This window comes from Mesorhizobium sp. 2RAF21, from assembly GCF_052115345.1.
In the GTDB taxonomy this organism is placed as follows: Bacteria; Pseudomonadota; Alphaproteobacteria; order Rhizobiales; family Rhizobiaceae; genus Mesorhizobium; species Mesorhizobium terrae.
Genome location: NZ_JBFRGM010000004.1, coordinates 132,903 through 157,531, shown reverse-complemented (window position 1 = coordinate 157,531; position 24,629 = coordinate 132,903). Strand labels below are relative to the sequence as shown.

General features: G+C 64.4%; 24 protein-coding genes and 1 tRNA gene. 11 read left to right on the top strand and 14 right to left on the bottom strand.

Translation table 11 applies throughout. From position 1 onward, the window contains the following. Nucleotides 1-23: 23 nt before the first annotated feature. Nucleotides 24-782, bottom strand: coding sequence for an SDR family NAD(P)-dependent oxidoreductase (locus AB4136_RS08200; RefSeq protein ID WP_024924604.1), 759 nt, complete (start codon nucleotides 780-782; stop codon nucleotides 24-26). Nucleotides 783-937: 155 nt separating this feature from the next. Between AB4136_RS08200 and AB4136_RS08195 the strand changes: the two genes are divergently transcribed. The 9 genes from AB4136_RS08195 to AB4136_RS08155 all read left to right on the top strand — a co-directional run bounded on the left by AB4136_RS08195 (nucleotide 938) and on the right by AB4136_RS08155 (nucleotide 10,079). Next, nucleotides 938-2,347, top strand: coding sequence for an aldehyde dehydrogenase family protein (locus AB4136_RS08195; RefSeq protein WP_024924603.1), 1,410 nt, complete (start codon nucleotides 938-940; stop codon nucleotides 2,345-2,347). Then, nucleotides 2,325-3,134, top strand: a complete 810-nt coding sequence (locus AB4136_RS08190) for an N-formylglutamate amidohydrolase (protein ID WP_161773042.1) — start codon at nucleotides 2,325-2,327, stop codon at nucleotides 3,132-3,134. Before AB4136_RS08195 ends, AB4136_RS08190 begins: the two co-directional genes overlap by 23 nt. Nucleotides 3,135-3,217: 83 nt before the next feature. After that, the gene (locus tag AB4136_RS08185; RefSeq protein WP_244431116.1) at nucleotides 3,218-3,790 is read left to right on the top strand and encodes a helix-turn-helix domain-containing protein; all 573 of its coding nucleotides are present in this window, start codon (nucleotides 3,218-3,220) and stop codon (nucleotides 3,788-3,790) included. 176 nt (nucleotides 3,791-3,966) lie between these two features. Next, entirely contained in the window at nucleotides 3,967-4,692 is a 726-nt protein-coding gene (locus AB4136_RS08180; protein ID WP_024924600.1) for an ABC transporter ATP-binding protein, read from the top strand. Between the two features lie 44 nt (nucleotides 4,693-4,736). After that, nucleotides 4,737-5,891 (top strand): ABC transporter substrate-binding protein, encoded by a 1,155-nt coding sequence (locus AB4136_RS08175; RefSeq protein WP_024924599.1) that lies wholly within the window; start codon nucleotides 4,737-4,739, stop codon nucleotides 5,889-5,891. A 53-nt stretch (nucleotides 5,892-5,944) separates the two neighbouring features. Next, a complete protein-coding gene (locus AB4136_RS08170; protein WP_024924598.1) occupies nucleotides 5,945-6,649 on the top strand; it encodes an ABC transporter ATP-binding protein in 705 nt (234 codons plus the stop codon). A gap of 7 nt (nucleotides 6,650-6,656) precedes the next feature. Then, entirely contained in the window at nucleotides 6,657-7,556 is a 900-nt protein-coding gene (locus AB4136_RS08165; RefSeq protein ID WP_024924597.1) for a branched-chain amino acid ABC transporter permease, read from the top strand. A 1-nt stretch (nucleotide 7,557) separates the two neighbouring features. Next, nucleotides 7,558-8,649: a branched-chain amino acid ABC transporter permease gene (locus tag AB4136_RS08160; protein ID WP_244431117.1), complete on the top strand. Its 1,092-nt coding sequence runs from the start codon at nucleotides 7,558-7,560 to the stop codon at nucleotides 8,647-8,649. Nucleotides 8,650-8,684: 35 nt separating this feature from the next. Continuing rightward, entirely contained in the window at nucleotides 8,685-10,079 is a 1,395-nt protein-coding gene (locus AB4136_RS08155) for a glutamine synthetase family protein (RefSeq protein WP_137900529.1), read from the top strand. A gap of 48 nt (nucleotides 10,080-10,127) precedes the next feature. Here the strand turns inward: AB4136_RS08155 and AB4136_RS08150 are convergent, their stop codons facing one another. From AB4136_RS08150 to mgtE, 4 genes are all read right to left on the bottom strand, one after another. Continuing rightward, complete coding sequence (locus tag AB4136_RS08150; protein WP_024924594.1) at nucleotides 10,128-10,364, bottom strand: hypothetical protein; 237 nt, start codon at nucleotides 10,362-10,364, stop codon at nucleotides 10,128-10,130. Nucleotides 10,365-10,445: 81 nt separating this feature from the next. Further along, nucleotides 10,446-10,823: a hypothetical protein gene (locus AB4136_RS08145; protein ID WP_024924593.1), complete on the bottom strand. Its 378-nt coding sequence runs from the start codon at nucleotides 10,821-10,823 to the stop codon at nucleotides 10,446-10,448. Nucleotides 10,824-11,017: 194 nt separating this feature from the next. Beyond that, on the bottom strand, nucleotides 11,018-11,404 hold the full coding sequence (locus tag AB4136_RS08140; protein WP_024924592.1) for a MerR family transcriptional regulator: 387 nt from the start codon (nucleotides 11,402-11,404) through the stop codon (nucleotides 11,018-11,020). Nucleotides 11,405-11,581: 177 nt separating this feature from the next. Further along, nucleotides 11,582-12,991, bottom strand: a complete 1,410-nt coding sequence (mgtE, locus tag AB4136_RS08135) for a magnesium transporter (RefSeq protein WP_024924591.1) — start codon at nucleotides 12,989-12,991, stop codon at nucleotides 11,582-11,584. Between the two features lie 238 nt (nucleotides 12,992-13,229). Between mgtE and AB4136_RS08130 the strand changes: the two genes are divergently transcribed. Both AB4136_RS08130 and lipB read left to right on the top strand, forming a co-directional pair. Further along, nucleotides 13,230-13,314: transfer RNA gene (locus tag AB4136_RS08130), tRNA-Leu, on the top strand. A 212-nt stretch (nucleotides 13,315-13,526) separates the two neighbouring features. Next, entirely contained in the window at nucleotides 13,527-14,270 is a 744-nt protein-coding gene (gene lipB / locus AB4136_RS08125) for a lipoyl(octanoyl) transferase LipB (RefSeq protein ID WP_024924590.1), read from the top strand. A 751-nt stretch (nucleotides 14,271-15,021) separates the two neighbouring features. Here the strand turns inward: lipB and AB4136_RS08120 are convergent. The 9 genes from AB4136_RS08120 to nuoN form a co-directional block, all read right to left on the bottom strand. After that, entirely contained in the window at nucleotides 15,022-15,489 is a 468-nt protein-coding gene (locus AB4136_RS08120; protein ID WP_024924589.1) for a DUF6006 family protein, read from the bottom strand. 127 nt (nucleotides 15,490-15,616) lie between these two features. Beyond that, nucleotides 15,617-16,297 (bottom strand): ABC transporter ATP-binding protein, encoded by a 681-nt coding sequence (locus AB4136_RS08115; RefSeq protein WP_036255054.1) that lies wholly within the window; start codon nucleotides 16,295-16,297, stop codon nucleotides 15,617-15,619. Continuing rightward, complete coding sequence (locus AB4136_RS08110) at nucleotides 16,297-17,583, bottom strand: lipoprotein-releasing ABC transporter permease subunit (protein WP_024924587.1); 1,287 nt, start codon at nucleotides 17,581-17,583, stop codon at nucleotides 16,297-16,299. The genes AB4136_RS08115 and AB4136_RS08110 overlap by 1 nt, the downstream gene beginning before the upstream one ends. After that, nucleotides 17,580-18,908, bottom strand: a complete 1,329-nt coding sequence (proS, locus tag AB4136_RS08105; RefSeq protein WP_024924586.1) for a proline--tRNA ligase — start codon at nucleotides 18,906-18,908, stop codon at nucleotides 17,580-17,582. Before proS ends, AB4136_RS08110 begins: the two co-directional genes overlap by 4 nt. Nucleotides 18,909-19,636: 728 nt before the next feature. Further along, a complete protein-coding gene (locus tag AB4136_RS08100) occupies nucleotides 19,637-19,930 on the bottom strand; it encodes a DUF1467 family protein (protein ID WP_024924585.1) in 294 nt (97 codons plus the stop codon). Then, nucleotides 19,927-20,331, bottom strand: coding sequence for a methylmalonyl-CoA epimerase (gene mce, locus AB4136_RS08095; protein ID WP_024924584.1), 405 nt, complete (start codon nucleotides 20,329-20,331; stop codon nucleotides 19,927-19,929). The genes AB4136_RS08100 and mce overlap by 4 nt, the downstream gene beginning before the upstream one ends. Nucleotides 20,332-20,462: 131 nt before the next feature. Next, nucleotides 20,463-22,133 carry a ribonuclease J gene (locus AB4136_RS08090; RefSeq protein ID WP_024924583.1) on the bottom strand — a complete coding sequence of 557 codons (1,671 nt, stop codon included), beginning with the start codon at nucleotides 22,131-22,133 and terminating at the stop codon, nucleotides 20,463-20,465. A 48-nt stretch (nucleotides 22,134-22,181) separates the two neighbouring features. After that, a complete protein-coding gene (locus AB4136_RS08085; protein ID WP_024924582.1) occupies nucleotides 22,182-23,006 on the bottom strand; it encodes a biotin--[acetyl-CoA-carboxylase] ligase in 825 nt (274 codons plus the stop codon). Nucleotides 23,007-23,190: 184 nt separating this feature from the next. Next, a complete protein-coding gene (nuoN, locus tag AB4136_RS08080; protein ID WP_024924581.1) occupies nucleotides 23,191-24,627 on the bottom strand; it encodes an NADH-quinone oxidoreductase subunit NuoN in 1,437 nt (478 codons plus the stop codon). Nucleotides 24,628-24,629: the final 2 nt, after the last annotated feature.

Below are 24,629 nucleotides of genomic sequence, written 5' to 3'. Positions count from 1 at the left end.
CGGTTACCTAGCCTTCTTACCCCTCACATCCGCATCAGCAAACCGCCGTCGACGGCGAGTTCGATACCGGTGATGTAGCTTGCAGCGTCCGACAACAGAAACAGCGCCGCGCTGGCCATGTCCTGCGGCGTGCCGATGCGGCCGAGCGGCGCGTAGTTGGCGACGGCCTGGCGTTTTTCCTCGGTGTCCCAGCGCGCCTGCAGCGGCGTCAGCGCCATGCCGGGGCAGATGGCGTTGGAGCGGATGCGCTCGGCCGCCAGTTGCATGGCCAGCGACTTCGACAGCGCGCAGACGCCGGCCTTCGAGGCCTGGTAGGCATCCTGGGGAGCCGGGTCGCCGCGATACCACTGGATGGTCGAGAAATGCACCATCGCGCCGCCGCGGCCTGTCGAGCGCATCAGCGGCACTGCCGCCCGCGCGGTGTGGGCAAAGGATTTGAGGTTGATGTCGAAGACCTGGTCCCATACGTCGAGGTCCATGTCCAGCACCGACCTGTCGCGGCCGAACCACAACACGCCGGCGACATTGGCGAGATAGTCGACGCCGCCACGCGCCTTTCCGGCCGAACCGATCGCGTCGCGGACAAAGGCCTCGTCTGTGAGGTTGCCCTGCGCATAGGTCAATCGATCGCCATGGCCCGACAGCGACGCCGGGCGCTCCTTGACGTCGATGGCGGTGACCGCAGCACCGGATTCAAGCAGCGCCAGCGCGATCGCCTCGCCCATGCCGCCGCCGGCACCGGCAACGACCGCATGCCTACCGGTGAAATCGAACTCGATCATTAATACCCCCTCCTCTGCTGTCGGCCGTGCGCCGTTAAGCGGACAATAGGAGCGCGTGTTGAATCCATCAAGCCGGAATAGAAAAAATTTGCCAAAATGGAAAATAGCGATATCGTACCGGACATGAACCCTCCCATCCGGCGGATATCAAGACCATGAACCTGCGCACCGACATCCGGGCTTTTTCCGTTACATCTCCCGTCGACGGCTCCATCTATGCTCGGCGCAGCTATGCCGACGGCGCCGCCATCGAGGCGACGCTCGCCAAGGCGCGCGCGGCACTAAAACCCTGGCAACGGACGCCGCTGGCGGAGCGGCTGGCGATCCTGCTCAGGTTCGGCGAGGAGATGAAGGCGCGTTCCGCCGAGCTTGCCAAAATGGTGGCCTGGCAGATCGGCCGCCCGCTCTGGCAGGCCGACGAAACGCCGCGTCTGGCACTGGTCGGCCAACTTCTGGCCGACATCGCCGGCGAGACGCTGGCCGAGCGACCCTACCCTTCCGACGACACCATCCGCCGCTATGTGCGCCCGGCCCCCGGCGGGCTTCATCTTTCGATCTGCGCCTGGAACTATCCGACGGCGATGCTCGGCTATCTGGTGACGGCGCCGCTCGCCGCCGGCAATGTAGTGATCTTCAAGCATTCGCCGCAGACCCCGCTGATCGCCGAAGTGGCTGAAGAAGCTTTCCGCGCCGCCGGCGGGCCCGACGGCGTGTTCCAGAGCCTGCATCTAGACCATGCCGACGCCGAACGGCTGATCGCTTCCGGCGCCTTCAACGCGGTCAATTTCATCGGCTCGGTCAATGGCGGAAGGCGCGTGCACGCCGCCGCCGCCGGGACGTTCACCCAGGTGCATCTCGAACTCGGCGGCAAGGACCCGACCTATGTGCGCGCCGATGCCGATCTTGAGGCCACGGTGGCGCAGATCGCCGAAGGCACCTACTCCAATGCGGGCCAGTCCTGCTGTTCGGTCGAGCGCATCTATGTCGACCGCGCCGTCCACGACCGCTTTGTCGACGCGCTGGTGGCGGAGACTGCGAAATGGACGATCGGCCACCCGATCGAGGACAAGCCGATGGTGGGACCGGTGGTGCGCGCGACCGCTGCCGAGACCATCCGCGGCATGGCCGAACAGGCCGTTCGCGCCGGCGCGCGGCGCCTGATGCCGGAAACCGGTGCGCAAAAGGCCGCCTTGCTCGGCGCCGCCTATGTCGCGCCGGAAGTGCTCGTCGGCGTCGACCATCACATGCAGATCATGCGCGACGAACTGTTCGGTCCGATCGCCTGCGTGCAGGCCGTGGATGGCGACGAACAGGCCATCGCCCTGATGAACGACAGCGAATACGGCCTCAGCGCCTCGATCTGGACGCAGGACATCGACCACGGCACGGCGCTGCTAGACCAGGTCGAGGCAGGCACGGTCTACCTCAACCGCTGCGACCACGCCGATCTCTATCTGCCCTGGGGCGGTATCAAGAACTCCGGCATGGGCCGCACCAATGGCGGCGCTGGCCTTATCGAGTCGACGGCAGCGAAGTCCTATCATGTCCGCTCCGTCATCGCCTGATATGCGCCTGGAAAGACACGAGGCAGCAGCGCTGGCGGCAGCAGCCGTCGACTGCCTGCTGCCGCAGGCGGCGAGCCCTTATTTGCTGATCGCCGAGCATGCCGGCAACAAGGTACCGGCGCCGTGGCGCGACCTTGGTCTCACCGCGCCCTTTCTCGAAACCCATTTCGCGGTCGATATCGGCATCGACGCATTGACCCGGCGACTATCGCAGCGCCTCGTGGCGCCGGCGGTGATCGCGCGCTATTCACGGCTTTTCCTCGACTACAATCGACCCGTCGACGAATGGGATCACATGCGCCCAGACCTCGGCGGCATCCCGGTTCCGGGCAACCTCGATGTAAGCGAGGAAGATCGTGACCTACGCCGGCAGGTCGGCTGGGAGCCGCTGGAACAGGCGATCGCCGACGGCGCCGTCGACCGCAGGGCCCTCGTCTCGATCCATTCCTTCACGCCGGTGATGGGCGGCGTTCGGAGGGATGTCGATATCGGTATTCTGTGGCGCGAGCCGTCGCCCTTCGTCTCGGCCATGCTGGAAACGGTTCGCGAGAAGAGCAAGGCCGCCGGCCTCACGATGGGCGACAACGAACCCTACGATTGGCGCCAGGCGATCGGCTACACGTTGAACCGGCACGGCCTGCAACAGCAGCGGCCTTGCCTTTATCTCGAAGTGCGCAACGACCTGCTCGTCAGGCCCGACCGTCTCGAACAGGTGGTGGGCGTGCTCGGCGACAGTCTTTGCGAGATTGCGAAAACGCTATGGCCGGACCCCGCGATAGCCGTCTAAGCGCTGGACGCCCGGAAGCGGCCTCGCTACAGCTTGTCGAAATGGAAACACGACAGCCAAGGGCGCGGACCATGCAGGGCAATGTGGGATCCAAGATCCGGGACGCGCGCAAGCAGCACAACATCACGCTGCGCGAACTCAGCGAGCGCTCCGGCCTCTCGGTCTCGCAATTGTCCAAGCTGGAAAACGGCAAGGCGCGGCTGACCGTCGATGTCGCGCTCACCATCGCTGGCGTGCTGCACGTACCGGTGGCATCGTTCCTGTTCAGCCCGAAACCCGGCATGCAGGCCAGGCGCTCGATCACCCGTGCCGGCAGTGGCGTGCTGCACGAGGGCAACGCCATGGTGTTCGAGGTGTTGTGCAGCGACTTTCGCGACAAAACCAATATCTTCTGGCGTGTCACGCTGCTGGCGAAATCGTTCGAGGAAAATGGCGGTTGGCGTAGCCATTCGGGCGAAGAATTCATCCATGTGCTGAGCGGCAGCCTGGAGTTGCACACCATTCACTACGACCCGGTCGTACTGCAGCCGGGCGACAGCATCCTGTTCGATGGCGAGATGCAACACGCCTATGTTTCGGTCGGCGACGAGCCGGCGATCATGCTGATGTCGAACACGGTTCCCCGCGACAGCGTTCCACTCGCCTCGGCCGGCTAACCGATGCGCCGGCGGCCTTGCCGGCACGAGCCGTCGTCACCGATTTTCCTGAACCGGCACAAATACTTTTTCTAAAATGGAAAAAAATGCTTGTTATGGAAAAGTTGCGAGTCTAGCATCCTGATCACCTGCCGAAGGGAGCAAACAGCCCACGGCCGGAATGGGAGGCGAAACCGATGTTGTCGGTGGAGGCAGTCAGCAAGACATTTGGCGGAGTACAGGCGTTGCGCCAGGCTTCGCTGTCCTGCGCTTCCGGCGAAATCCTCGGCCTAATCGGCCCCAACGGCGCCGGCAAATCCACGCTCGTCAATGCCATTTCAGGCGTGCTCAAGCCCGACGCGGGCAGCATCCGGCTGGCGGACCAGGAGCTGACCGGGCGCGGTCCCGAACATTGCGCCCGCGCCGGCATCGCCCGCACCTTCCAGAACATCCGCCTGTTCAAGGAACTGACTGTCCGCCAGAACGTCGAGGTTGCGCACATCACCTGCCGTGACGTGCGCCCTGACGCCGCCGGTCGCATCGATATCGATGCGTTGCTTGAACAGTATGAGCTCGGCAGTGCGGCCGACGCCCCCGCCGGCACGCTCTCCTACGGCAACCAGCGCCGCCTGGAGATTGCACGCGCGCTGGCGCTTGGACCTTCGCTTTTGCTTCTCGACGAGCCGGCCGCCGGCCTCAACGAGAGCGAGTCGGAAACGCTGGCCGAGGCGATCGAAGCCATTCGCCGCGATTTCGGCTGCGCCATCATCGTCATCGACCACGACCTGCGCTTCATCAACCGGCTCTGCGACCGGCTCTGCGTCATGGACCAGGGCCAGGTCATCGCATCTGGCGACACCGTCGAGGTCTGGCGCGATCCGCGTGTCATCGAGGTCTATGTCGGGCAATCGCAGCCGTCGTGACGATCCAGACATCCAGGATAACAAGAACAAGGGAGGGTTCGGAAATGGACAAATTGACTTTGGGAGCCGCCGTTCTGACAGCGGGCCTGTTCCAGGCGGCACATGCGGGCGCTGCCGAGCTGAAGATCGGGCTGGCGGTCGCCATGACCGGCACCTACGCACCTTACAGCGAGGCCGAAGGCGCGCGCTGCATGGCCGACAAATTGAACAAGGCGGCAAGCCCCGGCGATCCCAAGATCGAGCTGATGATCGAGGACAACCGTTCCGATCCGCAGCTCTCGGTCTCGCTCGGCCAGAAATTCCTCGATGCCGGCGCGCAGGTGATCACCGGCGTTCCCTTCCCCGACGCGCTGATCCCGACAGCCCAGATCGCGGCGCCCTATGGCGCGACCGTCTTCTCCGCACCCAACACGCAGCTGGAGATGCAGCAAGCCGGGCTCGACAACTTCATCGCCGGCGCGGTGCCGGACCCGATCAACGCCGCCGCGACCGCCAATGCCCTCTATGGCAAGGGCGCGCGGACCGTGGCGCTGCTGGTTTCACCCGATGCCGGTTCCTATTCCGAAAAACTGCCGGAATGGTTCGGCGAGGTGTTCGAACACAGCGGCGGCAAGGTCGTGTCCAAGCTCAATTATTCCTGGGGCACCACCGACTGGTCACCGCAGATCGCCTCGATCAAGGCGCTGCCGCAGAAGCCGGACGCCATCCACATCTGCGCCGTGCTGCCGGATGTCGGCATCCTGATCCGGCAACTGCGCGCCAATGGCTATGATGGCTGGGTGACCGGTTGCGATGCCTTCGACGACAAGTCGCTGGAAGGCACGGTGGGCAATGCCGCGGCGCTCGACAAGGTGATGTTCACTACCCATGGCGCCACCGGCATCGACGGCCCGATCGATCACTTCCTCGCCCAGTGCAAGGCCGACGGCTACAAGGTCAACGGCATCTTCGACGCGCTCGGCGCCGACATGGTGCAGGTGAGCTACGAGGCCGCGAAGAAGGCGGGCACGACCGAGCCGGCGGCGCTGCGCGAGGCGATTCGCGCGCCCGGCGGTTATGCCGGCACCACCGCGCCGACCATCTCGTTCGCCGAAAAGAAGGGTTATCCGGTCAAAGCGGTGCCGGTCATGGGCTTCGCCAATGGCAAGCGCGTGCTGATTACCGATACGCCGCCAACCTACGTTCCGGCCCTGAAGTAACGGACAGCCATCGCCATGCAGAGCCGCGCCGCACCACAAGCCTGGACCACGCCGTGCTGACGGTCGAGAACCTCTCCGTCCGGTACGGCGCGGTCGCGGCCGTGCGCGAGCTTTCGTTGACCATCGGGCGGGGCGAACTCGTCGCCCTGCTCGGCCCGAACGGCGCCGGCAAGAGCTCGACCATCAATGCGCTGACCGGGCTGGTCGCCGCCACGGCAGGCCGGATGGTGTTCGACGGCAAGGACATAACACGCGCGCGCACCGAGGACCGCATCCGCGCCGGCCTCACCTCGACGCCGGAAGGCAGGCACATCTTCGCCAATCTGACGGTGGGCGAAAACCTGCGGCTCGGCGCCGCGACACGGCGCGACCCCAAAGGCGTGCGCCAGGACACCGAGCGTTTCCTCTCGCTCTTTCCCGTTCTTGCCGAACGTTACGCGCAGGCCGCCGGCACCTTGTCCGGCGGCGAACAGCAGATGCTCGCCATCTCGCGCTCGCTGATGTCGCGGCCGAAGCTGCTCTTGCTCGACGAACCGTCGCTCGGGCTGGCGCCGCGCATCGTCGCCCAGATCTTCGACTTCATCGGCCAGCTGAAAAACGAAGGGCTGACGCTCCTGGTGGTGGAACAGAACGCCACGCAGGCGCTTCGCTTCGCCGACCGCGTCTATGTCGTGAGTTCCGGTTCGCTGCGTTATGACGGTCCGCCTGCGAAACTCGCCGACGAACACGGCCTCCTCAACCTTTATCTCGGCGGATAGGCGCGTCATGGACTATGTCTTGCAGCAATTGCTCAACGCGCTGGCCTTCGGCGCGGAATATTCGCTGGTGGCGCTCGGCCTCGCCGTCGTCTTCTCCATCATGGGCCTGGTCAATTTCGCCCATGGCGAGATCATCGGCGTCTCCGCCTACAGCGTCTTCCTGGCGGCCGCACTTGGCCTGACCTCGCCATTCGTGGCCGTGCTGCTCGCCGTCGCCTCAGCGGCTCTGGCGGCAATCGTCTTCGAACGTATCGCCTTCCGCCCGGTGCGCTACGCCCCGACCACAACCGGCCTGCTCACCGCTTTCGGCGTTTCGATCGTGGTGCAGAACCTGTTCATGCTTCTGATCTCGCCAAAGCCGCAGTCAGTCTCGATCCTCAACGGCCTCAACCAGATGTGGTTCTTCGGCCCGTTCGCGGTGTCGTCGCTGCAGGTGCTGGAACTCGTTGTCTCCGGCCTCACCATCCTGGCGCTGGTGCTTTTTCTCAACCGCTCGACGCTCGGGCTGGCCATCCGCGCCGCCTCTCGCGACTTCGCCACGGTGCGGCTGATGGGCATTCGCGCCAACCGGGTGATCGCCACCGCCTTCGCCATCTCCGGCGCGCTGGCTGGCATCGCCGCCGTGTTCATCCTGGCGCGCCGCGGTTCGGTCTCGCCCGATCTCGGCTTTGGCCTGGTGCTGAAGGCCTTCGTCGCCTGTGTCATCGGCGGCTTCGGCTCACTGGCGGGTGCTGCCGCCGGCGGCATGTTGCTCGGCTTCATCGAGGTCGGCCTGCTGGTGGCGCTGCCGCAGGAATATGGGGGCTTCAAGGACGCGCTGACCTACGTGATCATCGTCGCCCTGCTTGTCTACCGGCCGGAAGGCCTGCTCGGCCAGCGCATCGAGCTGGGCGACAAGGAGATCTGAGGTGACCCAGAGCGCAGAGACCATGCTTTCGCGTCCGTCGGGCGAAACCACGCAATCCGGCCACGCCATGTTGCGCCGCTCGCTGGCCGGCGGTCTCGTCACCGCCCTGCCGGTCGTGGTGATCGGTCTTGCCGTGCTTGGCCTGGCGCCGGCCTACTACACCCATCTGGCGCTGGCCGCCTTCGTCAACCTGATCGTCGTCGTCGGTCTGCAGGTCTTCATGGGCAACAGCAACATCGCCAATCTCGGCCACAGCGCCTTTGTCGGCATCGGGGCCTATGGCGTCGCCATCCTGTCGACGCCGCTGGCGATGAAGAAATTGTCGATCCCCAACGCGCCGTTCGGACTGGCCCTCGTCGAACTCAACCCGCTGCTTGCCGCCGTGCTGGCCTTGCTGGCCGTCGGCATTCTTGCGGCAATCAGCGGCAAGATCATCAGCCGGCTTTCCGGCGTCGCCGCCACCATCGTCAGCCTGGCGCTACTGATCATCGTGCATTCGGTGTTTTTGAACTGGACCGACTTGTTCAAGGGTAACCAGGCGTTTTTCGGCATTCCGAAAGTGGTCGACCTGCCGGCGATGCTGGTGGCATCGGTGGTCGTCATCGTCATCGCCCGCCTTTTCAAGGACAGCCGCTGGGGCCTGCAGCTGAGGGCCAGCGCCCAGAGCCCGCAGGCGGCCGCCGCCTTCGGTGTCGATGCCAGGCGCCTGCGCCTCGGCGCATGGGTTCTTTCGGCGCTGATCTGCGGGCTTGCCGGCGTGCTGTTCGCCTATTTCGCCGGCACGATCAGCCCGAAACTGTTCTACTTCCAGCAGATCTTCATGACGCTGGCCATGCTGATCCTGGGCGGCATGGCGACGGTGACGGGCGCGGTGACCGGCGTCATCGTGCTTTCGATCGGCCTCGAATTCATCCGCAGCATCGAATCCGGCGTCACCATCGCCGGTGTCCAGCTGCCGCAGCTGCTCGGCCTGTCCGGCGTGGCACTGGGTGTGGTCATCGTGCTTTGCATGGCGTTCCGCCCCGGCGGCATCAGCGGGCGGCTTGAGCTCGACGAGCAGCTCTACAGGCTTTTCAGGCGCAATCCCCGCTAGGCGGCGCCGACATTTTTCAGGGTGGAGGATATACGGTGGAGTTTCAGGACAAGGTTGCCGACTACGGGCCGAAACTCGAGGCGTTGCAGCGCAAGCTGGCATTGGACGGCGTCGAGTTCATCCAGGTGCATACGGTCGACACCTCGGGCGCGTTCCGCTCGAAGATCACCCCCTTGAAGCTGTCGCCCTATGGCGAGGCGATCAACGCCATCCTTTATTGCGTCGCCCATGGCGACGGCCAGCCCATGGGCGACGTCGCCTTCGCCTCGCCGACGGCGAACGAGGAAAACGGCTTTCCCAACATCAAGGGCATCATCGACCCGGCAACCGTGGTGCAGCACGGCTGGAAACCAGAATACGCCTCGGCGATCACCTTTTCCTACATGCTGGACGGGGCGCCCTGCCCTTATGACCCGCGCGGCGTTCTGGCCCGCGTCGAACAGCGCGCCGCCGCGCTCGGCTACGAACCGCGTTTCGCGCTGGAATACGAATTCGGTATCTTCCACGCCGACCACGACCTGATGCGCGCCGGCCGCTATCGCGAATTGAAGCCATGGGGCCACTCGCTGACCAATTACGACCTGGTGCGCAGCGGCGAATATCAGGATTTCGCCGCCGAGCTGATCCGCCGCATGAAAAGCATCGGCATCGGCATCGCCTCGCTGGTCACCGAATACGGCTTTGGCATGTATGAATATGCGCTGACGCCGAAGACGGCGCTGCAGGCGGCGGACGACGCCATGCGCGCCAAGCTGCATCTGCGCGAGCTTTGCGCCGAACGCGGGCTGGTCGCCACCTTCATGACCCGCTTCCAGCCGCCCGGCAAGGAAAGCGCCTGCGGCGCCCACCATCATGTCAGCCTGTGGAAAGACGGCCAGCCGGCCTTCGCCGCCGGCCCCAACCGGCTGACGCCGGTCGCCGAGAAATTCCTGGCCGGCGTGCTGAACCGCATGCAGGAAACACACCTGCTGTTTCGGCCGACCGTCAATTCCTACCGCCGCTTCGATCGCGGCGCCTGGTCACCGGAGGACGTCGCCTGGGGCTTTGAGAACCGCACCGCGCCGATCCGGGCCATCACCACGCCCAATGACGGGGCATGCCGCTTCGAGCATCGCGCGCCCGGCGCCGACATCAACCCGTATCTGTCGGTTGCCGCTATCCTGGCGGCCGGCTGCGAAGGCATTGAAAAAGACCTGCCGCTGGAAGCGCCGGTAAGCGGCGACCTGGCCAAGCTGGACAAGCCGAAGCTGCCGCGCACGCTGAACGCCTCGATCGACGCCTTCGCCAACTCGGACTTCTGCGCCGAAGCCTTTGGCGAGGCCTTCCGCGACAATTACGCGGAAAGCCGCCGCGCCGAACAGGCCGCCTTCGAGGCCTGGCAGGCCTCGCACATCACCGATTTCGAGTGGCAGCGCTATTTCGTCAATTGACGCGCGATGAAGGAACTGCCCCGCCGAAGCGGGGCGGCGAACCCGCGATCAGTTGTTCGCGGGATGCGTCTCGGCTTCGTAGCAGAGCCTGAATATCCGCCACAGCGCGATCAGCGCCGGCGGCGCCATGATGGCGGCGAGCACCAGTTGCGGTGTTAGCCCGAGGCCGAGGATCGCCGACACCAGCCAGTGGATGGTGCCCAGCACGATGAGCAGCTTGGTGGACAGGAACAGCGCGGCGGCAGCCACGCCGAAGAGCGTATAGGCAGTCAACTTGGATTGCATCGGAAAATGCCCAAAAGGCGCTGCCGATACCGGCAGCGCGAACAAGGATCAGGGTTGAGGACAAAAGGCCTTGGCGGCCGCTCAGGCGGCCCGCGGCGGCGCCCTGATGCGGGCATGCGTCGAACTTTGCGCGGCACCCGGTGCTGAAATTTCGGCAATGGTCGAGCTATAGGGTGCCGGCAGCAGCAACACCGGCGCGTCGGGCACGACGGCATCGAAGGATTGCGGGGCCAGCCCATGCGGGCGTGAGGCGCGCGCGCCGGTCCAGGCCGGCGCATCGGCCTTGCCGGCAATGACGGCCTTCAGATCGGCACTGGGCGCCGATAGTTGAGCCTCGCCAACGCCGATGTCGAAGCGAGCAGGCGCCGGGCGCTCCAGGAGCAGCAGCGCCAGCAACAGGCAAAGCAGCCGTCCGAAATGGACGGCAAAACCGCTCGCGCTGTCCGGCCTTGTCAACATGGGATCATCGGTAGGCCAGGCAGCCGGCCGGTGCAAGCACGCATGGCTCCGACAAGAGAGCGCCGCCCGAAATAGTGCCGGTTTCAGGCATTGCGCGTTTGTTGGAAAAAGGCGGCGCGGCGGCCATCGTCGTCACGGCGATGACGCCAACGGGACGGTGCGGACCGCGACCAGAACGGGCGGCGCGCCGGATTTCAGGTGCTGACGCCGAGCTCGACCAGCCGCTCGACGCAGGATTCCTCGGCCTGGTCGAGTTCGGCCAGCGTCTCCTCGAGGTCGCGGCGCTTCTGGCGCAGGTCGTCGCGCTTTTCCTCGATGCGCTTGATCATCAGCTTCAGCTGGCCGACCTCGCCCGGCGGCTCCTTGTACATCTGGATGATCTCGCGGATCTCGGCGATCGCGAAGCCCAGCCGCTTGCCGCGCAGGATCTGGCGGACAAGATGCCGGTCGGAGGGGCGGAACAGCCGCGTGCGGCCGCGCCGAACCGGCGCAACCAGCCCTTCATCCTCATAAAAACGCAAGGTACGCGTCGAGATGTCGAACTCGCGCGTCAGCTCGGTGATCGTGTAATATTCCCGCATGGTCACTCCGGGCACAGGGGGCGAGATACGCCGTTGTCCGTCGTGCCGCCGCTTCACGGCTCATATCGCCAGAATCGAACAGCATGCGGGTCGACGGCAAGCTTCGCACGGCATTTACGTAAAAGTCAATTGTGGGCAAAATCACCAATTGTTTTCAAAGACGCGGGCGATTTCCAGCTAGCCCCCGCCCAGATGCAGCCACCAGGTGGCGAAGGAGAGAAAGGCCAGGAAGCCGATGACGTCGGTGATCATGGTGGTGAAGATCGACGAGGAAATGGCGGGATCGGCGCCCAGCTTGTCAAGAAACAGCGGAATCAGGATGCCGCCCAGCGAAGCCGCCAGCATGTTGACGATCATGGCGGCGGCGATGACCAAGCCGAGATCGATGTTGTGGAACCAGAGACCGGCCACCAGCCCGAGCAGCGTGGCGATGATGGCGCCGTTGAGCAAGCCGACCAGCACCTCGCGGCGGATGACGCGTCCGGCATTGTAGATATCGAGGTCGCGCGTGGCGAGCGCCCGCACCGTCACCGTCATGGTCTGGGTGCCGGCATTGCCGCCGAGCGAAGCGACGATCGGCATCAGCGCGGCAAGCGCCACCATCTCCTCGATGGTGGCGCCGAACAGGCTGATCACCGAGGCTGACAGGAAGGCCGTGCACAAATTGACCAGGAGCCACGGCACGCGCGAACGCGAGGTGGCGGCTACCGTGTCGGAGAGCTCCTCGTCACCGACGCCGCCCATGCGCAGGAGATCTTCCTCCGCCTCCTGCTGGATGACGTCGACGACGTCGTCGATGGTGAGCACGCCGACCAGCCGCTCGTTCTCGTCGACCACGGCGGCCGACAAAAGATCGTATTGCTCGAATTCGCGTGCCGCCTCCTCCTGGTCCATCGTCGCCGGAATGGCGTGGCGGGTCTCGTGCATGATCTCCTCGACCTTCACCGCGCGCTTGGCGCGCAGCACCTGGTCGAGGCCGATGGCGCCGAGCAGCTTGAAGGTGGGGTCGATGACGAAGATTTCGGAAAACCGGTCCGGCAGGTCGGTGTCGTCGCGCATGTAGTCGATGGTCTGGCCGACCGTCCAGAACGGCGGCACGGCAACGAACTCGGTCTGCATGCGCCGCCCGGCGCTTTCTTCCGGATAGTCGAGCGCGCGCCTCAGCCTGATGCGCTCGGTGAACGGCAGCTGCGAAAGGATCTCGTCCTGGTCCTCCTGGTCGAGGTCTTCCAGGATGTAGACGGCGTCGTCGGAATCGAGCTCCTGCACCGCCTGCGCGATCTGCGCGTTGGGCAGGTTGTCGACGATGTCGAGGCGGATCGCCTCGTCGACCTCGGTCAGCGCCGAAAAGTCGAAATCGGTGCCGAGCAGATCGACCAACGCCCGGCGCTGGTCGGGCAGCAGCGCCTCCAGCAGGTCGCCGAGCTCCGACTGGTGCAGGTCGCCGACTTCGTGTTTCAAGGTCAGCGTGTCGCGGTCGGCGATGGCGGCGCCGATATGGGCGACGAAAGCCGCGCGAATGACGCCGTCCTCGCCGTAGATGTCGGCGTGGAACTGGTCGTCCTGATGCTGCCCCTCAACCTGCATGATGTCCCCAGCGACGCTTTTCCGGGAAAGGATCAGCGTCCGGTTTAGAGCAAGACGATGCCGGATTGAAGCGGCGCGACTGCCGGAAAACGGCCCTGTTCCCAGCTTACGCAACGGCCGCCACGGGCCATATGCAAAGTCTGTTGCGGAACGTGCGATTATTGCCGCTTATGGCCTTGTTTCGCCGGAAACGATTTGCTACACGCCGCGAGCCGGTGCATTCCGGCTCCTACCACGGGCGGTCGTGGCGGAATTGGTAGACGCGCAGCGTTGAGGTCGCTGTGGGGCAACCCGTGGAAGTTCGAGTCTTCTCGACCGCACCATTCACCATCAGAAAACCCAGTATTTCCATGGCTTTCGGGCCATTTGTGTCCCACATTAAGACCATGCCTGGGACACATTTACTCGTTCCATAGCCTTCAGAGCGAGCAGCGGCGACGGTCGCTGTACGCCTCGTATGGCGGCTGGGACAATGGCCGGAACTGGACGTTGCCGTCGATTGCCGCCATATGATGGGCAGTCTTTCGAGAACATGATGACCGAACGCAGCCAGATAGCCACGACGTTCCTGCCCTTTGCCGGCTCCGCGCCGGTGGAATGGCGCATCGAACCCGGCCTCACCGCCTATCCCGACGCCCTGGCTTTCATGGAAGCGCGCGCCGAGACGATCCGGGCCGGCACCGCCGGCGAGATGGTGTGGCTGGTGGAACATCCGCCGCTCTACACCGCCGGCACCAGCGCGCAGGCGGCGGACCTAATCGACCCCGACCGCTTTCCCGTCTTCAACGCAGGGCGCGGCGGCGAATACACCTATCACGGCCCCGGCCAGCGCGTGGCCTATGTCATGCTCGACCTGAAGCGGCGGCGCGAGGATGTGCGCGCCTTCGTGGCCGCGCTCGAACAATGGATCATCCGCACCCTCGCCGCCTTCAACGTGAAGGGCGAGCGGCGCGAGGACCGCGTCGGGGTGTGGGTGGTGCGGCCGGACCGGCCCGCCCTGCCCGACGGCACGCCGGCCGAGGACAAGATCGCCGCCATCGGTATCCGCCTGCGCAAGTGGGTTTCCTTCCACGGCATCGCCATCAATGTCGAACCAGACCTCGCCCATTTCGGCGGCATCGTGCCGTGCGGCGTTTCCGACCACGGCGTCACTTCGCTGGTCGATCTCGGCCTGCCGGTGACCATGGCCGACCTCGACGTCGCGCTGAAGGCCGGTTTCGAGACCGTGTTCGGCCCTGCCGAGGCGGCCGAAGCCGAGCCGCAGCGCAAGGCCGGCTGAGCCAGCCCTACCCTCGCAGCATCCGTTTGATGGCTCGCAGGCCAGCACAGGGTGCTTGTTGCGACCGCAGCCTGTTGGCATGAGCCAGACGCAACTACTGCATCGGCCAGAAAATCGGAATCGATTTTCGGTAGGCCGATGCAGCAGAGTCAAAGTATTAGAGCGTCCTTTGCGCGTCCAATTGGACGCGCGGCGCTCTAGTCGACGCTCCGTGCCGAAGCTCTCACACGTCTGGCTCTGAGGGAGTTTCGCCTGCTGCCCGTACCGGTCCGGGCGTGTCGGCGATCTTGTCTTTCGCGGTCGGCAGCATCGCCGACCCGGTTCTTCACGCATGTCGCGGCCAGTTGGCCGCGACGCCTTCATCACATCGCACCGATCCACATTGCCATCGAAACGAGGAAGGCGCTCATGCACACAAGAGAGACGACATCCTGGATCAAATCAGTCATGGCTGGCTCCTGTTGTTAATATGTACGTAATTTGTTCTAATTTTGTTCCAAAGTCAACGCAGGAGAACGGCATGCCGGCCGATTCCGGATGGCCTCGAAAGGCAGGGTTAAGGAAAGGTTGATGTCGCCGGCCGCCGGTAACTTATCCCTGCTTTCCACCGGGGATGCCGGTGCACCGGGAAGCGAGCCCGACATCGCCCCTTCCGCCTCGCAGCGGAAGGGGCGGCGTGCACCGGGCAATTGTTGGCCGGAAGGGACCAGCTCCTGCCAACAGCGCGGCTATGCCGCGACCCGGGTGCAGGCTAGCGCCAGCAGGACAGGCCGTAGCGGCTGCCGTTCCATGTGGTCCAGCCACTCGAGCGCCCGCCAACCGGCTTGCGCAGAAACCAGCGATTGCCGTCGGCATGCCGGAAGTACACACCGCCGCCATCGCTGGGACGCGGATTGGTCAGCGGCACCCAGCGTGAACCGTTGTCGGAGAACGACCCCTTCCAGCGCACGCCGGAAGTGGAAGTGCAGACATCGCCGTCGCAGTTGGTCTGGGAATCGTCGACCACCACCCATTTCATCCGGGCTGGGCGGCCGTCGATGTTGCAGGACCAGTTGCCGCCCCACCAGCCAATGGCCTGGCTGGCGACGGCTGGTGCCGTGAGTGCTAGGCTCAATGTGGCGGCGCAGGCAGCGCCGAGAAGCGCTTTTGCCAATGTGGATGTCGATAGAGGATGCACGTCGTGCGGCACATGCGCCGCGGCCTTGTCGCGAGAAAGCATGACAGTTTCCCCCTTCAGGTTTCGTCGCAACGACGAACCTAGGAGAGACCTGCGTTGCGGTCTGTAACGGCGATCACATTGTCCGCAATGCCGGCGGAAACCAGCCGGCGGGCTTCAGCAGCCGGTTCTAAAGCGGCACCACCTTGCCTTCATTGAGCGTCACCCGGCGATCCATGCGGCCGGCAAGCTCGTGGTTGTGGGTGGCGATCAGCGCTGCCAGGCCGGACTGCCTGACCAGCGCTTCCAAGGCGTCGAAGACATAGGAAGCGGTGACCGGATCGAGATTGCCGGTCGGCTCGTCGGCCAGGAGCACCAGCGGCGCATTGGCGACGGCGCGCGCGATCGCCACGCGCTGCTGTTCGCCGCCGGACAGTTCCGAGGGCCGGTGCTGGGCGCGTTTGCCGATCTGCATGTAGTCGAGCAGCTGGGCGGCGCGCTTGGCCGCCTCCGGTTTCGACAGGCCGCGAATGAGCTGCGGCATCATGATGTTTTCCAGCGCCGAGAATTCCGGCAGCAGGTGGTGAAACTGGTAGACGAAGCCGATGTCGTTGCGGCGGATCGCGGTGCGCTCGTCGTCGGAGAGCCGCCCGCAGGCCTTGCCCGACAGGATGACGTCGCCGCCATCCGGCCGTTCGAGCAGGCCGGCCGTATGCAGGAGCGTCGACTTGCCGGTGCCTGACGGCGCCACCAGCGCCACCATCTCGCCCCGGTGCAGCGTAAACTCCGCGCCGTTGAGGATGGTGAGCTTGCGCGGCCCCTGCACATAGTGCCGTTCGACACTCTTCAGTTCCAGCACTGCCGCGGCCATTATTCGTACCTCAGCGCTTCGACCGGATCGAGCCGGGCCGCCCGCCAGGCCGGGAACAGCGTGGCGATGAACGACAGCACAAGCGCCATGACAACGACCGAGACCGTCTCGCTTGCATCCATCTTGGCCGGTAACTGGCTGAGGAAATAGAGCTCGGGATTGAACAGCACCGTGCCTGACAGCCAGGAGAAGAACTCGCGGATACGCTCGACATTGAGGCAGATGACGACGCCCAGCAGCACCCCGGCAAGGGTGCCGACCACGCCGATCGCCGCCCCCGTCATCAGGAAGATGCGCAGGATGGCACCACGCGTCGCGCCCATGGTGCGCAGGATGGCGATATCGTGCCCCTTGTCCTTCACCAGCATGACAAGGCCGGAAATGATGTTGAGCGCCGCCACAAGGACGATCAGCGTCAGGATCATGAACATGACGTTGCGCTCGACCTGCAGCGCCGAGAAGAAGGTCTGGTTCCGCTGGCGCCAGTCGGTCATGTAGATTTGCCGCTGCGCCGCCTCCTCCACCTTGGGTTTCAGCGCCTCGACATTGTCGGGATTGTCGAGATAGACCTCGAGGCTCTGCGCCTTGCCTTCAGAGTTGAAATACATCTGGGCTTCGGAGAACGGCATGTAGACGATCGAGGTGTCGTATTCCGACATGCCGACCTCGAAGATCGCCGTCACCGGATAGCCTTTTAGGCGCGGCGTCGTGCCGAGCGGGCTGACGTCGCCTTCGGGCGAGATCAACGTGATGGTGTCGCCGAGCGCCAGGCCGAGATTATCGGCCATACGCCGGCCGATCGCCACGCCGCCGGCGGTGTCGAAGGCAACGATCGAGCCCTGCTTGATGTTGTTGGCGACCAGCGTGACCTTGCCGAGATCCTCGCCGCGGATGCCGCGCACCAGCGCGCCGCCGCCCGAACCGACATTGCCCTGCGCCAGCACCTGGCCCTCGACTAGCGGGATCGCGTATTTGACGCCGGGTACGCCGTTGATGCGCTTGGCGAGCTCGGCATAGTCCTCCAGCGGCATATCCACCGGCGTGATGATGAGATGGCCGTTGATGCCCAGAATGCGCGACAGAAGCTCGGCGCGGAAACCGTTCATCACCGCCATGACGACGATCAGCGTCGCCACGCCCAGCATGATGCCGAGGAAGGAGATCGAGGCGATCACCGAGATCACCGTTTCCTTGCGCCGCGAGCGCAGGTAGCGCCAAGCCACCATGCGCTCGAAACCGGAGAAAGGTCCGGCGCTCGCCGCCTTGACCGCCGCGCTCTCGCTCATCCGGCAACACCCAGGCGCTTGAGGGCGGCAGCCAGCGGCAGCGTCTCGCGCTCGCCGCTCTTGCGGTTCTTGATCTCGACCTCGCCGGCGGCGACGCCGCGCGGCCCGACGATGAGCTGCCACGGCAAGCCGATCAGGTCGGCGGTGGCGAATTTGCCGCCCGGTCGCTGGTCTGTGTCGTCATAAAGCACGTCCTTGCCGGCGGCGGTCAGCGCTGCGTAGAGCTCGTCGCAGACGCGGTCGCAATCGGCATCGCCCGCCTTCATGTTGATCAGGCCGATGTCGAACGGCGCCACGCTTTCCGGCCAGATGATGCCGGCCTCGTCGTGGCTGGCCTCGATGATGGCGGCGATGAGGCGCGTCGGGCCGATGCCGTAGGAGCCCATGGAGACGTTGTGCTCCTTGCCATCGGGGCCCTGCACCTTGGCACCCATCGGCTTGGAATATTTGTCGCCGAAGTGGAAGATGTGGCCAACCTCGATGCCGCGCGCCGAGAGGCGCTCGCCGTCGGCGATCTTGTCCCAGGCGGCCTCGTCATGCATCTCGTCGGTCGCCGCGTAGGGCGTCGTCCATTCCTGCACGATGCCGGCGATTTCGGCATCGTTGCCATAATTGACGCCCTCGCCGGGCACGGGCAGCGACAGGAAGTCCTTGTGGCAGAACACCTGGCTCTCGCCGGTTTCGGCCAGGATGATGAACTCATGGCTGAGGTCGCCGCCGATCGGGCCGGTATCGGCGCGCATCGGGATCGCCTTCAGGCCCATGCGAGTGAAGGTGCGCAGATAGGACACGAACATCCGGTAGTAGGCCGCCTTGGCGCCCTCATAGTTGAGGTCGAACGTGTAAGCGTCCTTCATCAGGAATTCACGGCCGCGCATGACGCCGAAACGAGGACGCACCTCGTCGCGGAACTTCCACTGGATGTGATAGAGGTTGAGCGGCAGGTCCTTGTAGGACTTGACGTAGGAGCGGAAAACCTCCGTCACCATTTCCTCGTTGGTCGGCCCGTAGAGCAGCTCGCGGTCCTGGCGGTCCTTGATGCGCAGCATCTCCTTGCCATAGGCGTCGTAGCGACCGCTTTCGCGCCACAGCTCGGCCGACTGGATGGTCGGCATCAGGATTTCCAGCGCGCCGGCGCGATTCTGCTCCTCGCGGATGATCGCGCAGACCTTGTCCAGGACGCGCTTGCCGAGTGGCAGCATGGTGAAAGAGCCCTGTCCCTGCTGCCGGATCATGCCGGCGCGCAGCATCAGGCGATGCGAGACGATTTCGGCCTCGCGGGGGTTCTCTTTCAGGATGGGCAGGAAGTAGCGCGACAACCGCATGGATGGGTCCGTAAGTGAGGAAGGCCGCGCCGGAATCGGTGCGCGGCGGGCTTCAATGCAAGGGCTTCATAGCCATTTCATGGCGGAATGGAAACCCGCGCGGCCCGTGGCAATATCGCGCCGGGAACGGCTGAGGGTTTGCTAGGCGAGGAACGCCGTTTTATTGTGCAATGCAGCACATGAAACAGGCTTCCGATGAAAAATTTCCCGTGACATTTTCATCGGCGCCAGTCTAAAGTAATTGAATAACCGAGAGGACGGAGCGAAATCTGTTCTCCTGCGCGGTCAAAGTCTTGGGAGGATGCGATCTAGGCGCGGTAACTCGCAGCCGCCGGAAACGGAAAGCAGATCGGACGCGTTAAAATTGCAAGGCCTCGTGCCTTGCATTTTTTTTGGGCAATCAACAAATTGCATGTGCCGGCTGATGCACACTATCAAGCCGGCTCAAGACTATTGGTGACGCGCTGCGATCGTTTTCCGAAGCTGTGCGGCGTTCTCCCCGTCTCTCTCGTCTCGGTCTTCCACTGCCCATCTCGCCTGAAGCGTGGCCTCCTCGCCGCTGCTTCAGGCGCTTGCACACCGAGGTGTAGGCGATCGCGGCGCGACGCACTGTGAACGGCTTCACACTTGTTCGTGATCGTCGTGGGAAGGCAGACGCCAATTTTCCGCTGCATCGCAGCAAAACGAGCGTTTGGCACCGGCGGCGGCCTGGAAATTAAGGCAGGCCGCTAGGTGAAGCTGGGCAGGATCTGCGGGATGTCGTCGACCGTGTAGCCGAGCCCGGCGGTGACGCCATAATAGGTGGCGAGCACGATGAACGCCCACACCGTCGTCCACAGCAGGATGTAGAAATAGCGCGGCCGCTTCGGCGCGCTGGCGGTGGTGCCCAGCACCACCTCCTCCTGCTCGTCCTGCCGGCGGAAGGAGAAGGGCAGAATGGCGAACAGCGTGATCCACCACACCACGAAATAGACCGCGACCATCGAGATCCAGTCCCAGGCGGTAAAGCTTCCTCCGGTCATGACTGCTCCAACTCCACAAGCGTGCCGGAAAAATCCTTCGGATGCAGGAACAGCACCGGCTTGCCGTGCGCGCCGATCTTAGGGGTTCCATCGCCCAACACGCGCGCGCCCGACGCCTTCAGGCGATCGCGCGCGGCGAGGATGTCATCCACCTCATAGCATATATGATGCATGCCGCCCGACGGGTTTTTTTCCAGGAAGGCTGCAATGGGCGATGCCTCGCCCAGCGGCTCAAGCAACTCCACCTTGGTGTTACCGAGATCTATGAACACCACCGTCACCCCATGCTCCGGCAGCGCCTGCGGCGCCGTCACCCTGGCACCGAGAGTGTCGCGATAGGTGGCCGCCGCCGCACCGAGATCGGGCACGGCAATGGCGACATGATTGAGACGTCCAAGCATGGAAACTCCACGGCAGTCGGCAGTCGGCAGTCGGCAGTCGGCAGTCGGCAGTCGGGACGGAATGCAATTTGCCTGACAGTAGCAAGCAACCTTCAATGTCGACTGCCGATCGCCTACTGCCTACTCCCTTTTCACCGCGTCACAAACACCGTCACCAGCGGCTTCTTGCCCCAGGTCTCGTTGGCGGCGGCGCGTACGGAGCGGCGAACGGACTCCTGAACCAGGTCCAGATCCTTTCGGCGCTGGCGCGGTATGGAGTCCACCGCACCAACTGCCGCATCGAGCATGATGTCCTCGAGCAACTCGCCCGAGGCATCCGCCTCAGCGACGCCGATGGCGACGAGATCGGGGTCGCCGGCGAGTTCATATTTGTCGTCGAGCACGACATTGACCGCGACATGGCCGGCGAAGGACAGTTTGCGACGGTCCTTGATGCCCATCGCCTCGTCGCTGCCAACCAGCTTGCCGTCCTTGTAGACCCGGCCGAACGGCACCTGGTCGACGATTTCGGCCGCCCCCGGATAGAGCCTGAGCATATCGCCGTCACGCACCTGCGCCACCTGGCGGATACCGGACATCGACATCAGGGAACCCTGCGCCACCAGATGCGCAGCCTCGCCATGCACCGGCACGCCGATGGCCGGCCGCACCCATTCATACATGCGCTTCAGTTCGCTGCGGCGCGGATGGCCCGACACATGCACCAGCGCATCGCCATCCTCGATGATCTTCATGCCGAGATCGATCAGCCGGTTCTTGATCTCCAGGATCGCCTTCTCGTTGCCGGGAATGGTGCGGGAGGAGAAGATCACGGTGTCGCCGGCGGTGAGCGCCACCGACTTCATCTCGTCGCGCGACAGCTTGGCGAGCGCCGCCAGCGGTTCGCCCTGGCTGCCAGTGCAGATGACGACCAGGTTCTCGCGCGGAATGAAGCCGTAATCTTCCTCGGCGATGAATTCCGGCAGGCCGTCCATGTAACCGAGTTCACCCGCCACATCGATGGCGCGTTTCAGCGAACGGCCGAGCACCAGCACCTGGCGGCCGGCGTCGCGCGCAGCGCGCGCGATCGCCACGATGCGCCCGACATTGGAGGAGAAGGTGGACACGGCGACGCGGCCCTTGGCCTCCTCGATCAGCTTTTTCAGGCTTTCGCCGACAGCCTGCTCGGAAGGCGAATCCCCTTCCCTCAGCGCATTGGTGGAATCGCAGACCAGCGCCAGCACGCCCTTGTCGCCATAGGCGCGGAAACGCGCCTCGTCGGTCATCGGGCCGATGGACGGCGCCGGATCGATCTTCCAGTCACCGGTGTGGATGACGGTGCCGACCGGCGTGGTGATGGCCAGCGACATCGGCTCGGGGATGGAATGGGCGACCGGGATCGCCTCGATCTCGAACGGACCGATCGTGAATTTCTCGCCGGCGCGGTAGATGGTGACCGGGATCTTCGGCGCGTTCTGCTCGCCCTGGCGCTTGGCCTCGAGCAGGCCGGCGCCGAACGGCGTCATCCACACCGGCGCCTTCAGCTTCGGCCAGATGTCGTGCAGCGCGCCGTAGTGGTCTTCATGGGCATGGGTGATGACGATGCCGCGCAGCTTGGCGAGCTTGTCCTCGATGAAGCGCGTGTCGGGCAGGATCAGGTCGACGCCGGGATGGGCGGCATCGGGAAAAGTGACGCCGACATCGATAATGATCCACTCGCGGTTGTTCGCCGGACCATAGCCGTAAAGGGCGAAGTTCATGCCGATTTCGCCAACGCCGCCCAGCGGCACGAATACGAGCTCGGCGTTGTCCGCTTTCGCCATCCAGTCTCTCCTTTTGCCACAATCCGGCGCGACCGCGCCGTGGCGGCCCTATTGTGCCCCGGCCGAAGCCACCGCGCCGAAATGCACGTCGCCGGCGGCGACCGTAATCATTTTGCCTGCACTATCGCGGATCACGAAACGGCAATCCTCGTCAATGGTCTCGAAGGTACCACGCACCACATTGCCGTCGATCCTGACGGCAACCTCGCCGCCAAGCCCCGCGGCGCGCCTGAGCCAGCGCTCGCGAATGGCGGTCAGCCCGCGTCCCTCGGCCCACAGGCCGGCGTTTTCGCTCCAGGCGTCCGACAGCGCCAGGAACAGTGTTTCGGCGTCGCAATTCGCCCCCAGCGCCTTCAACGAAGTGGCGGGGTAAGGCAGGTCTTCAGGATGGGCCACGACATTGACGCCGATGCCGACGGCCACGCCGAAACGGCCGCCGTCCAGCATCGCCGATTCCAGCAGGATGCCGGAGAGCTTCGCGCCGGAGGCCAGAACGTCGTTCGGCCATTTCAGCTCGAAACGGTTGCGCCCCGCGCCGGCTCCGTCGAGCCCGACCGCGATGCGCCCCTTGGGCACCACGGCGTCGAGCGCATCTGCCAGTGCCAGCCCGGCGACGAAGCCGAGCGTTGCCGCCATGCGCAGCTCGCCGGTGGTGACTACAAGCAGGGTCGCGGCAAGATTACCTTCCAGCGTCGCCCACACCCGGCCACGCCGGCCGCGCCCGCTTTCCTGTTTCTTGGAGACGATCCAGAGCTTGCCGGGATCGCCGGCGCGGGCACGATCCAGCGCCAGCGCGTTTGTGGAGCCGACGCTCTCATGCGCCTCGAGGCGAAAGCCTTGGGCTTCGACAGTGGGTGCGAGACGGAAGCTCACGACGAAAAAACCTCTTCTCCCCGTTCACAGGGAGAAGATGCCGACAGGCAGATGGGGAGCGGCGCAAACCCGACAAGGACGGCCTGCCCTTTTCCTACCGGACCCTTCGCAGGCTGAGGGCGTTCGAAGCTCGAAAGGCCAAGCAATTGGCTTTTCATGCGCTGCGCGCGCCGCTTCTCACCCATCAAAAGAACGTCTTTGCCGCAGCTTGCGCGTAGGTGCTAATCGGACCGCCGATCAGCACATAGAGCAGCACGAAGGCGCCGGAGAGGCCGAGCACCAGGCGAAGCTCGCCGGCCATCGGCTGGAAAGCGCCGACCGGCTCATCGAACCACATGAGCTTGATGATGCGCAGATAGTAGAACGCACCCACCACCGAGGCCAAGACGCCGATGATCGCCAGCGCGTAGAGATTGGCGTTGATGGCGGCCAGGAACACGTACCACTTCCCCCAGAAGCCGGCGAGCGGCGGAATACCGGCCAGCGAGAACATCAGAATGGTGAGGATGGTTGCCATCATCGGGTTGGTCGACGACAGGCCGGCCAGATCGCTGATCTGTTCGACATTCTGGTCGTTGCGGCGCATCGCCAGGATGAAGGCGAAGGTGCCCAGCGTCATCACCAGATAGATCAGCATGTAGATGACGACGCCGCGCACGCCGGCTTCGGAATTGGCAGCAAGGCCGACCAGCGCGTAACCCATATGGCCGATCGAGGAATAGGCCATCAGGCGCTTGATGTTGGTCTGGCCGATGGCCGCGAAGGCGCCCAGCGCCATCGAAGCGATGGAGATGAAGACGATGATCTGCTGCCAGTCCTTGGCGATCGGCTCGAACGCACCCATGGTGACGCGCACGACGAGTGCCATCGCCGCCATTTTCGGCGCCGCCGCCAGGAAGGCGGTGACCGGGGTCGGCGCGCCTTCATAGACATCCGGCGTCCACATGTGGAACGGCACGGCCGAGATCTTGAAGGCAAGGCCGGCCAGCACGAAGACCAGACCAAACACCAGGCCCAGCTGGCGTCCGCCATGGCTGAGCGCATTGGCGATCGCCTCGAAGCCGACATTGCCGGTGTAGCCGTAAACGAGCGAGATACCGTAGAGCAGCATGCCGGACGACAAAGCGCCGAGCACGAAATACTTCAGGCCTGCCTCGGTCGAGCGGACATTATCGCGGTTGATGGCGGCCAGCACATAGATCGCCAGCGATTGCAGCTCGAGGCCCAGATACAGCGCGATCATCCCGTTGGCCGAGATCATCAGCATCATGCCGAGCGTGCACAGAAGGATCAGCACCGGATATTCGAACTTGTCGAAGCGTTCGGCCTTGGCGAAGCGCACCGACATGATCAGCGTGACCGCCGAACCGACCAGCGACAACAGCTTCATGAAACGCGCGAAGGCATCCTGCACGAAGGCGCCACCATAGGCGTTGCCCTCGCCCGTGACGAACAGCATCCAGCCGCCGGCGACGATGAGGATGGCCACGGCGAGCCCGCTGATGGCGCCGCTCGACGCCTCGCGCGAATAGGCGCCCACCATCAGAAGGACCAGCGCGCCGATGGCGATGATCAGTTCCGGCGTCGAGAGCGAAAGGCTGGAGAGAAGATCCGGTGTCATGA

Coding starts and splice junctions, on each gene's coding strand:
- AB4136_RS08200 (WP_024924604.1), bottom strand. CDS start 782: ATGATCGAGTTCGATTTCACCGGTAGGCATGCGGTCGTTGCCGGTGCC.
- AB4136_RS08195 (WP_024924603.1), top strand. CDS start 938: ATGAACCTGCGCACCGACATCCGGGCTTTTTCCGTTACATCTCCCGTC.
- AB4136_RS08190 (WP_161773042.1), top strand. CDS start 2,325: ATGTCCGCTCCGTCATCGCCTGATATGCGCCTGGAAAGACACGAGGCA.
- AB4136_RS08180 (WP_024924600.1), top strand. CDS start 3,967: ATGTTGTCGGTGGAGGCAGTCAGCAAGACATTTGGCGGAGTACAGGCG.
- AB4136_RS08175 (WP_024924599.1), top strand. CDS start 4,737: ATGGACAAATTGACTTTGGGAGCCGCCGTTCTGACAGCGGGCCTGTTC.
- AB4136_RS08165 (WP_024924597.1), top strand. CDS start 6,657: ATGGACTATGTCTTGCAGCAATTGCTCAACGCGCTGGCCTTCGGCGCG.
- AB4136_RS08150 (WP_024924594.1), bottom strand. CDS start 10,364: ATGCAATCCAAGTTGACTGCCTATACGCTCTTCGGCGTGGCTGCCGCC.
- AB4136_RS08145 (WP_024924593.1), bottom strand. CDS start 10,823: ATGTTGACAAGGCCGGACAGCGCGAGCGGTTTTGCCGTCCATTTCGGA.
- AB4136_RS08140 (WP_024924592.1), bottom strand. CDS start 11,404: ATGCGGGAATATTACACGATCACCGAGCTGACGCGCGAGTTCGACATC.
- mgtE (WP_024924591.1), bottom strand. CDS start 12,991: ATGCAGGTTGAGGGGCAGCATCAGGACGACCAGTTCCACGCCGACATC.
- lipB (WP_024924590.1), top strand. CDS start 13,527: ATGACCGAACGCAGCCAGATAGCCACGACGTTCCTGCCCTTTGCCGGC.
- AB4136_RS08120 (WP_024924589.1), bottom strand. CDS start 15,489: ATGCTTTCTCGCGACAAGGCCGCGGCGCATGTGCCGCACGACGTGCAT.
- AB4136_RS08115 (WP_036255054.1), bottom strand. CDS start 16,297: ATGGCCGCGGCAGTGCTGGAACTGAAGAGTGTCGAACGGCACTATGTG.
- AB4136_RS08110 (WP_024924587.1), bottom strand. CDS start 17,583: ATGAGCGAGAGCGCGGCGGTCAAGGCGGCGAGCGCCGGACCTTTCTCC.
- proS (WP_024924586.1), bottom strand. CDS start 18,908: ATGCGGTTGTCGCGCTACTTCCTGCCCATCCTGAAAGAGAACCCCCGC.
- AB4136_RS08100 (WP_024924585.1), bottom strand. CDS start 19,930: ATGACCGGAGGAAGCTTTACCGCCTGGGACTGGATCTCGATGGTCGCG.
- mce (WP_024924584.1), bottom strand. CDS start 20,331: ATGCTTGGACGTCTCAATCATGTCGCCATTGCCGTGCCCGATCTCGGT.
- AB4136_RS08090 (WP_024924583.1), bottom strand. CDS start 22,133: ATGGCGAAAGCGGACAACGCCGAGCTCGTATTCGTGCCGCTGGGCGGC.
- nuoN (WP_024924581.1), bottom strand. CDS start 24,627: ATGACACCGGATCTTCTCTCCAGCCTTTCGCTCTCGACGCCGGAACTG.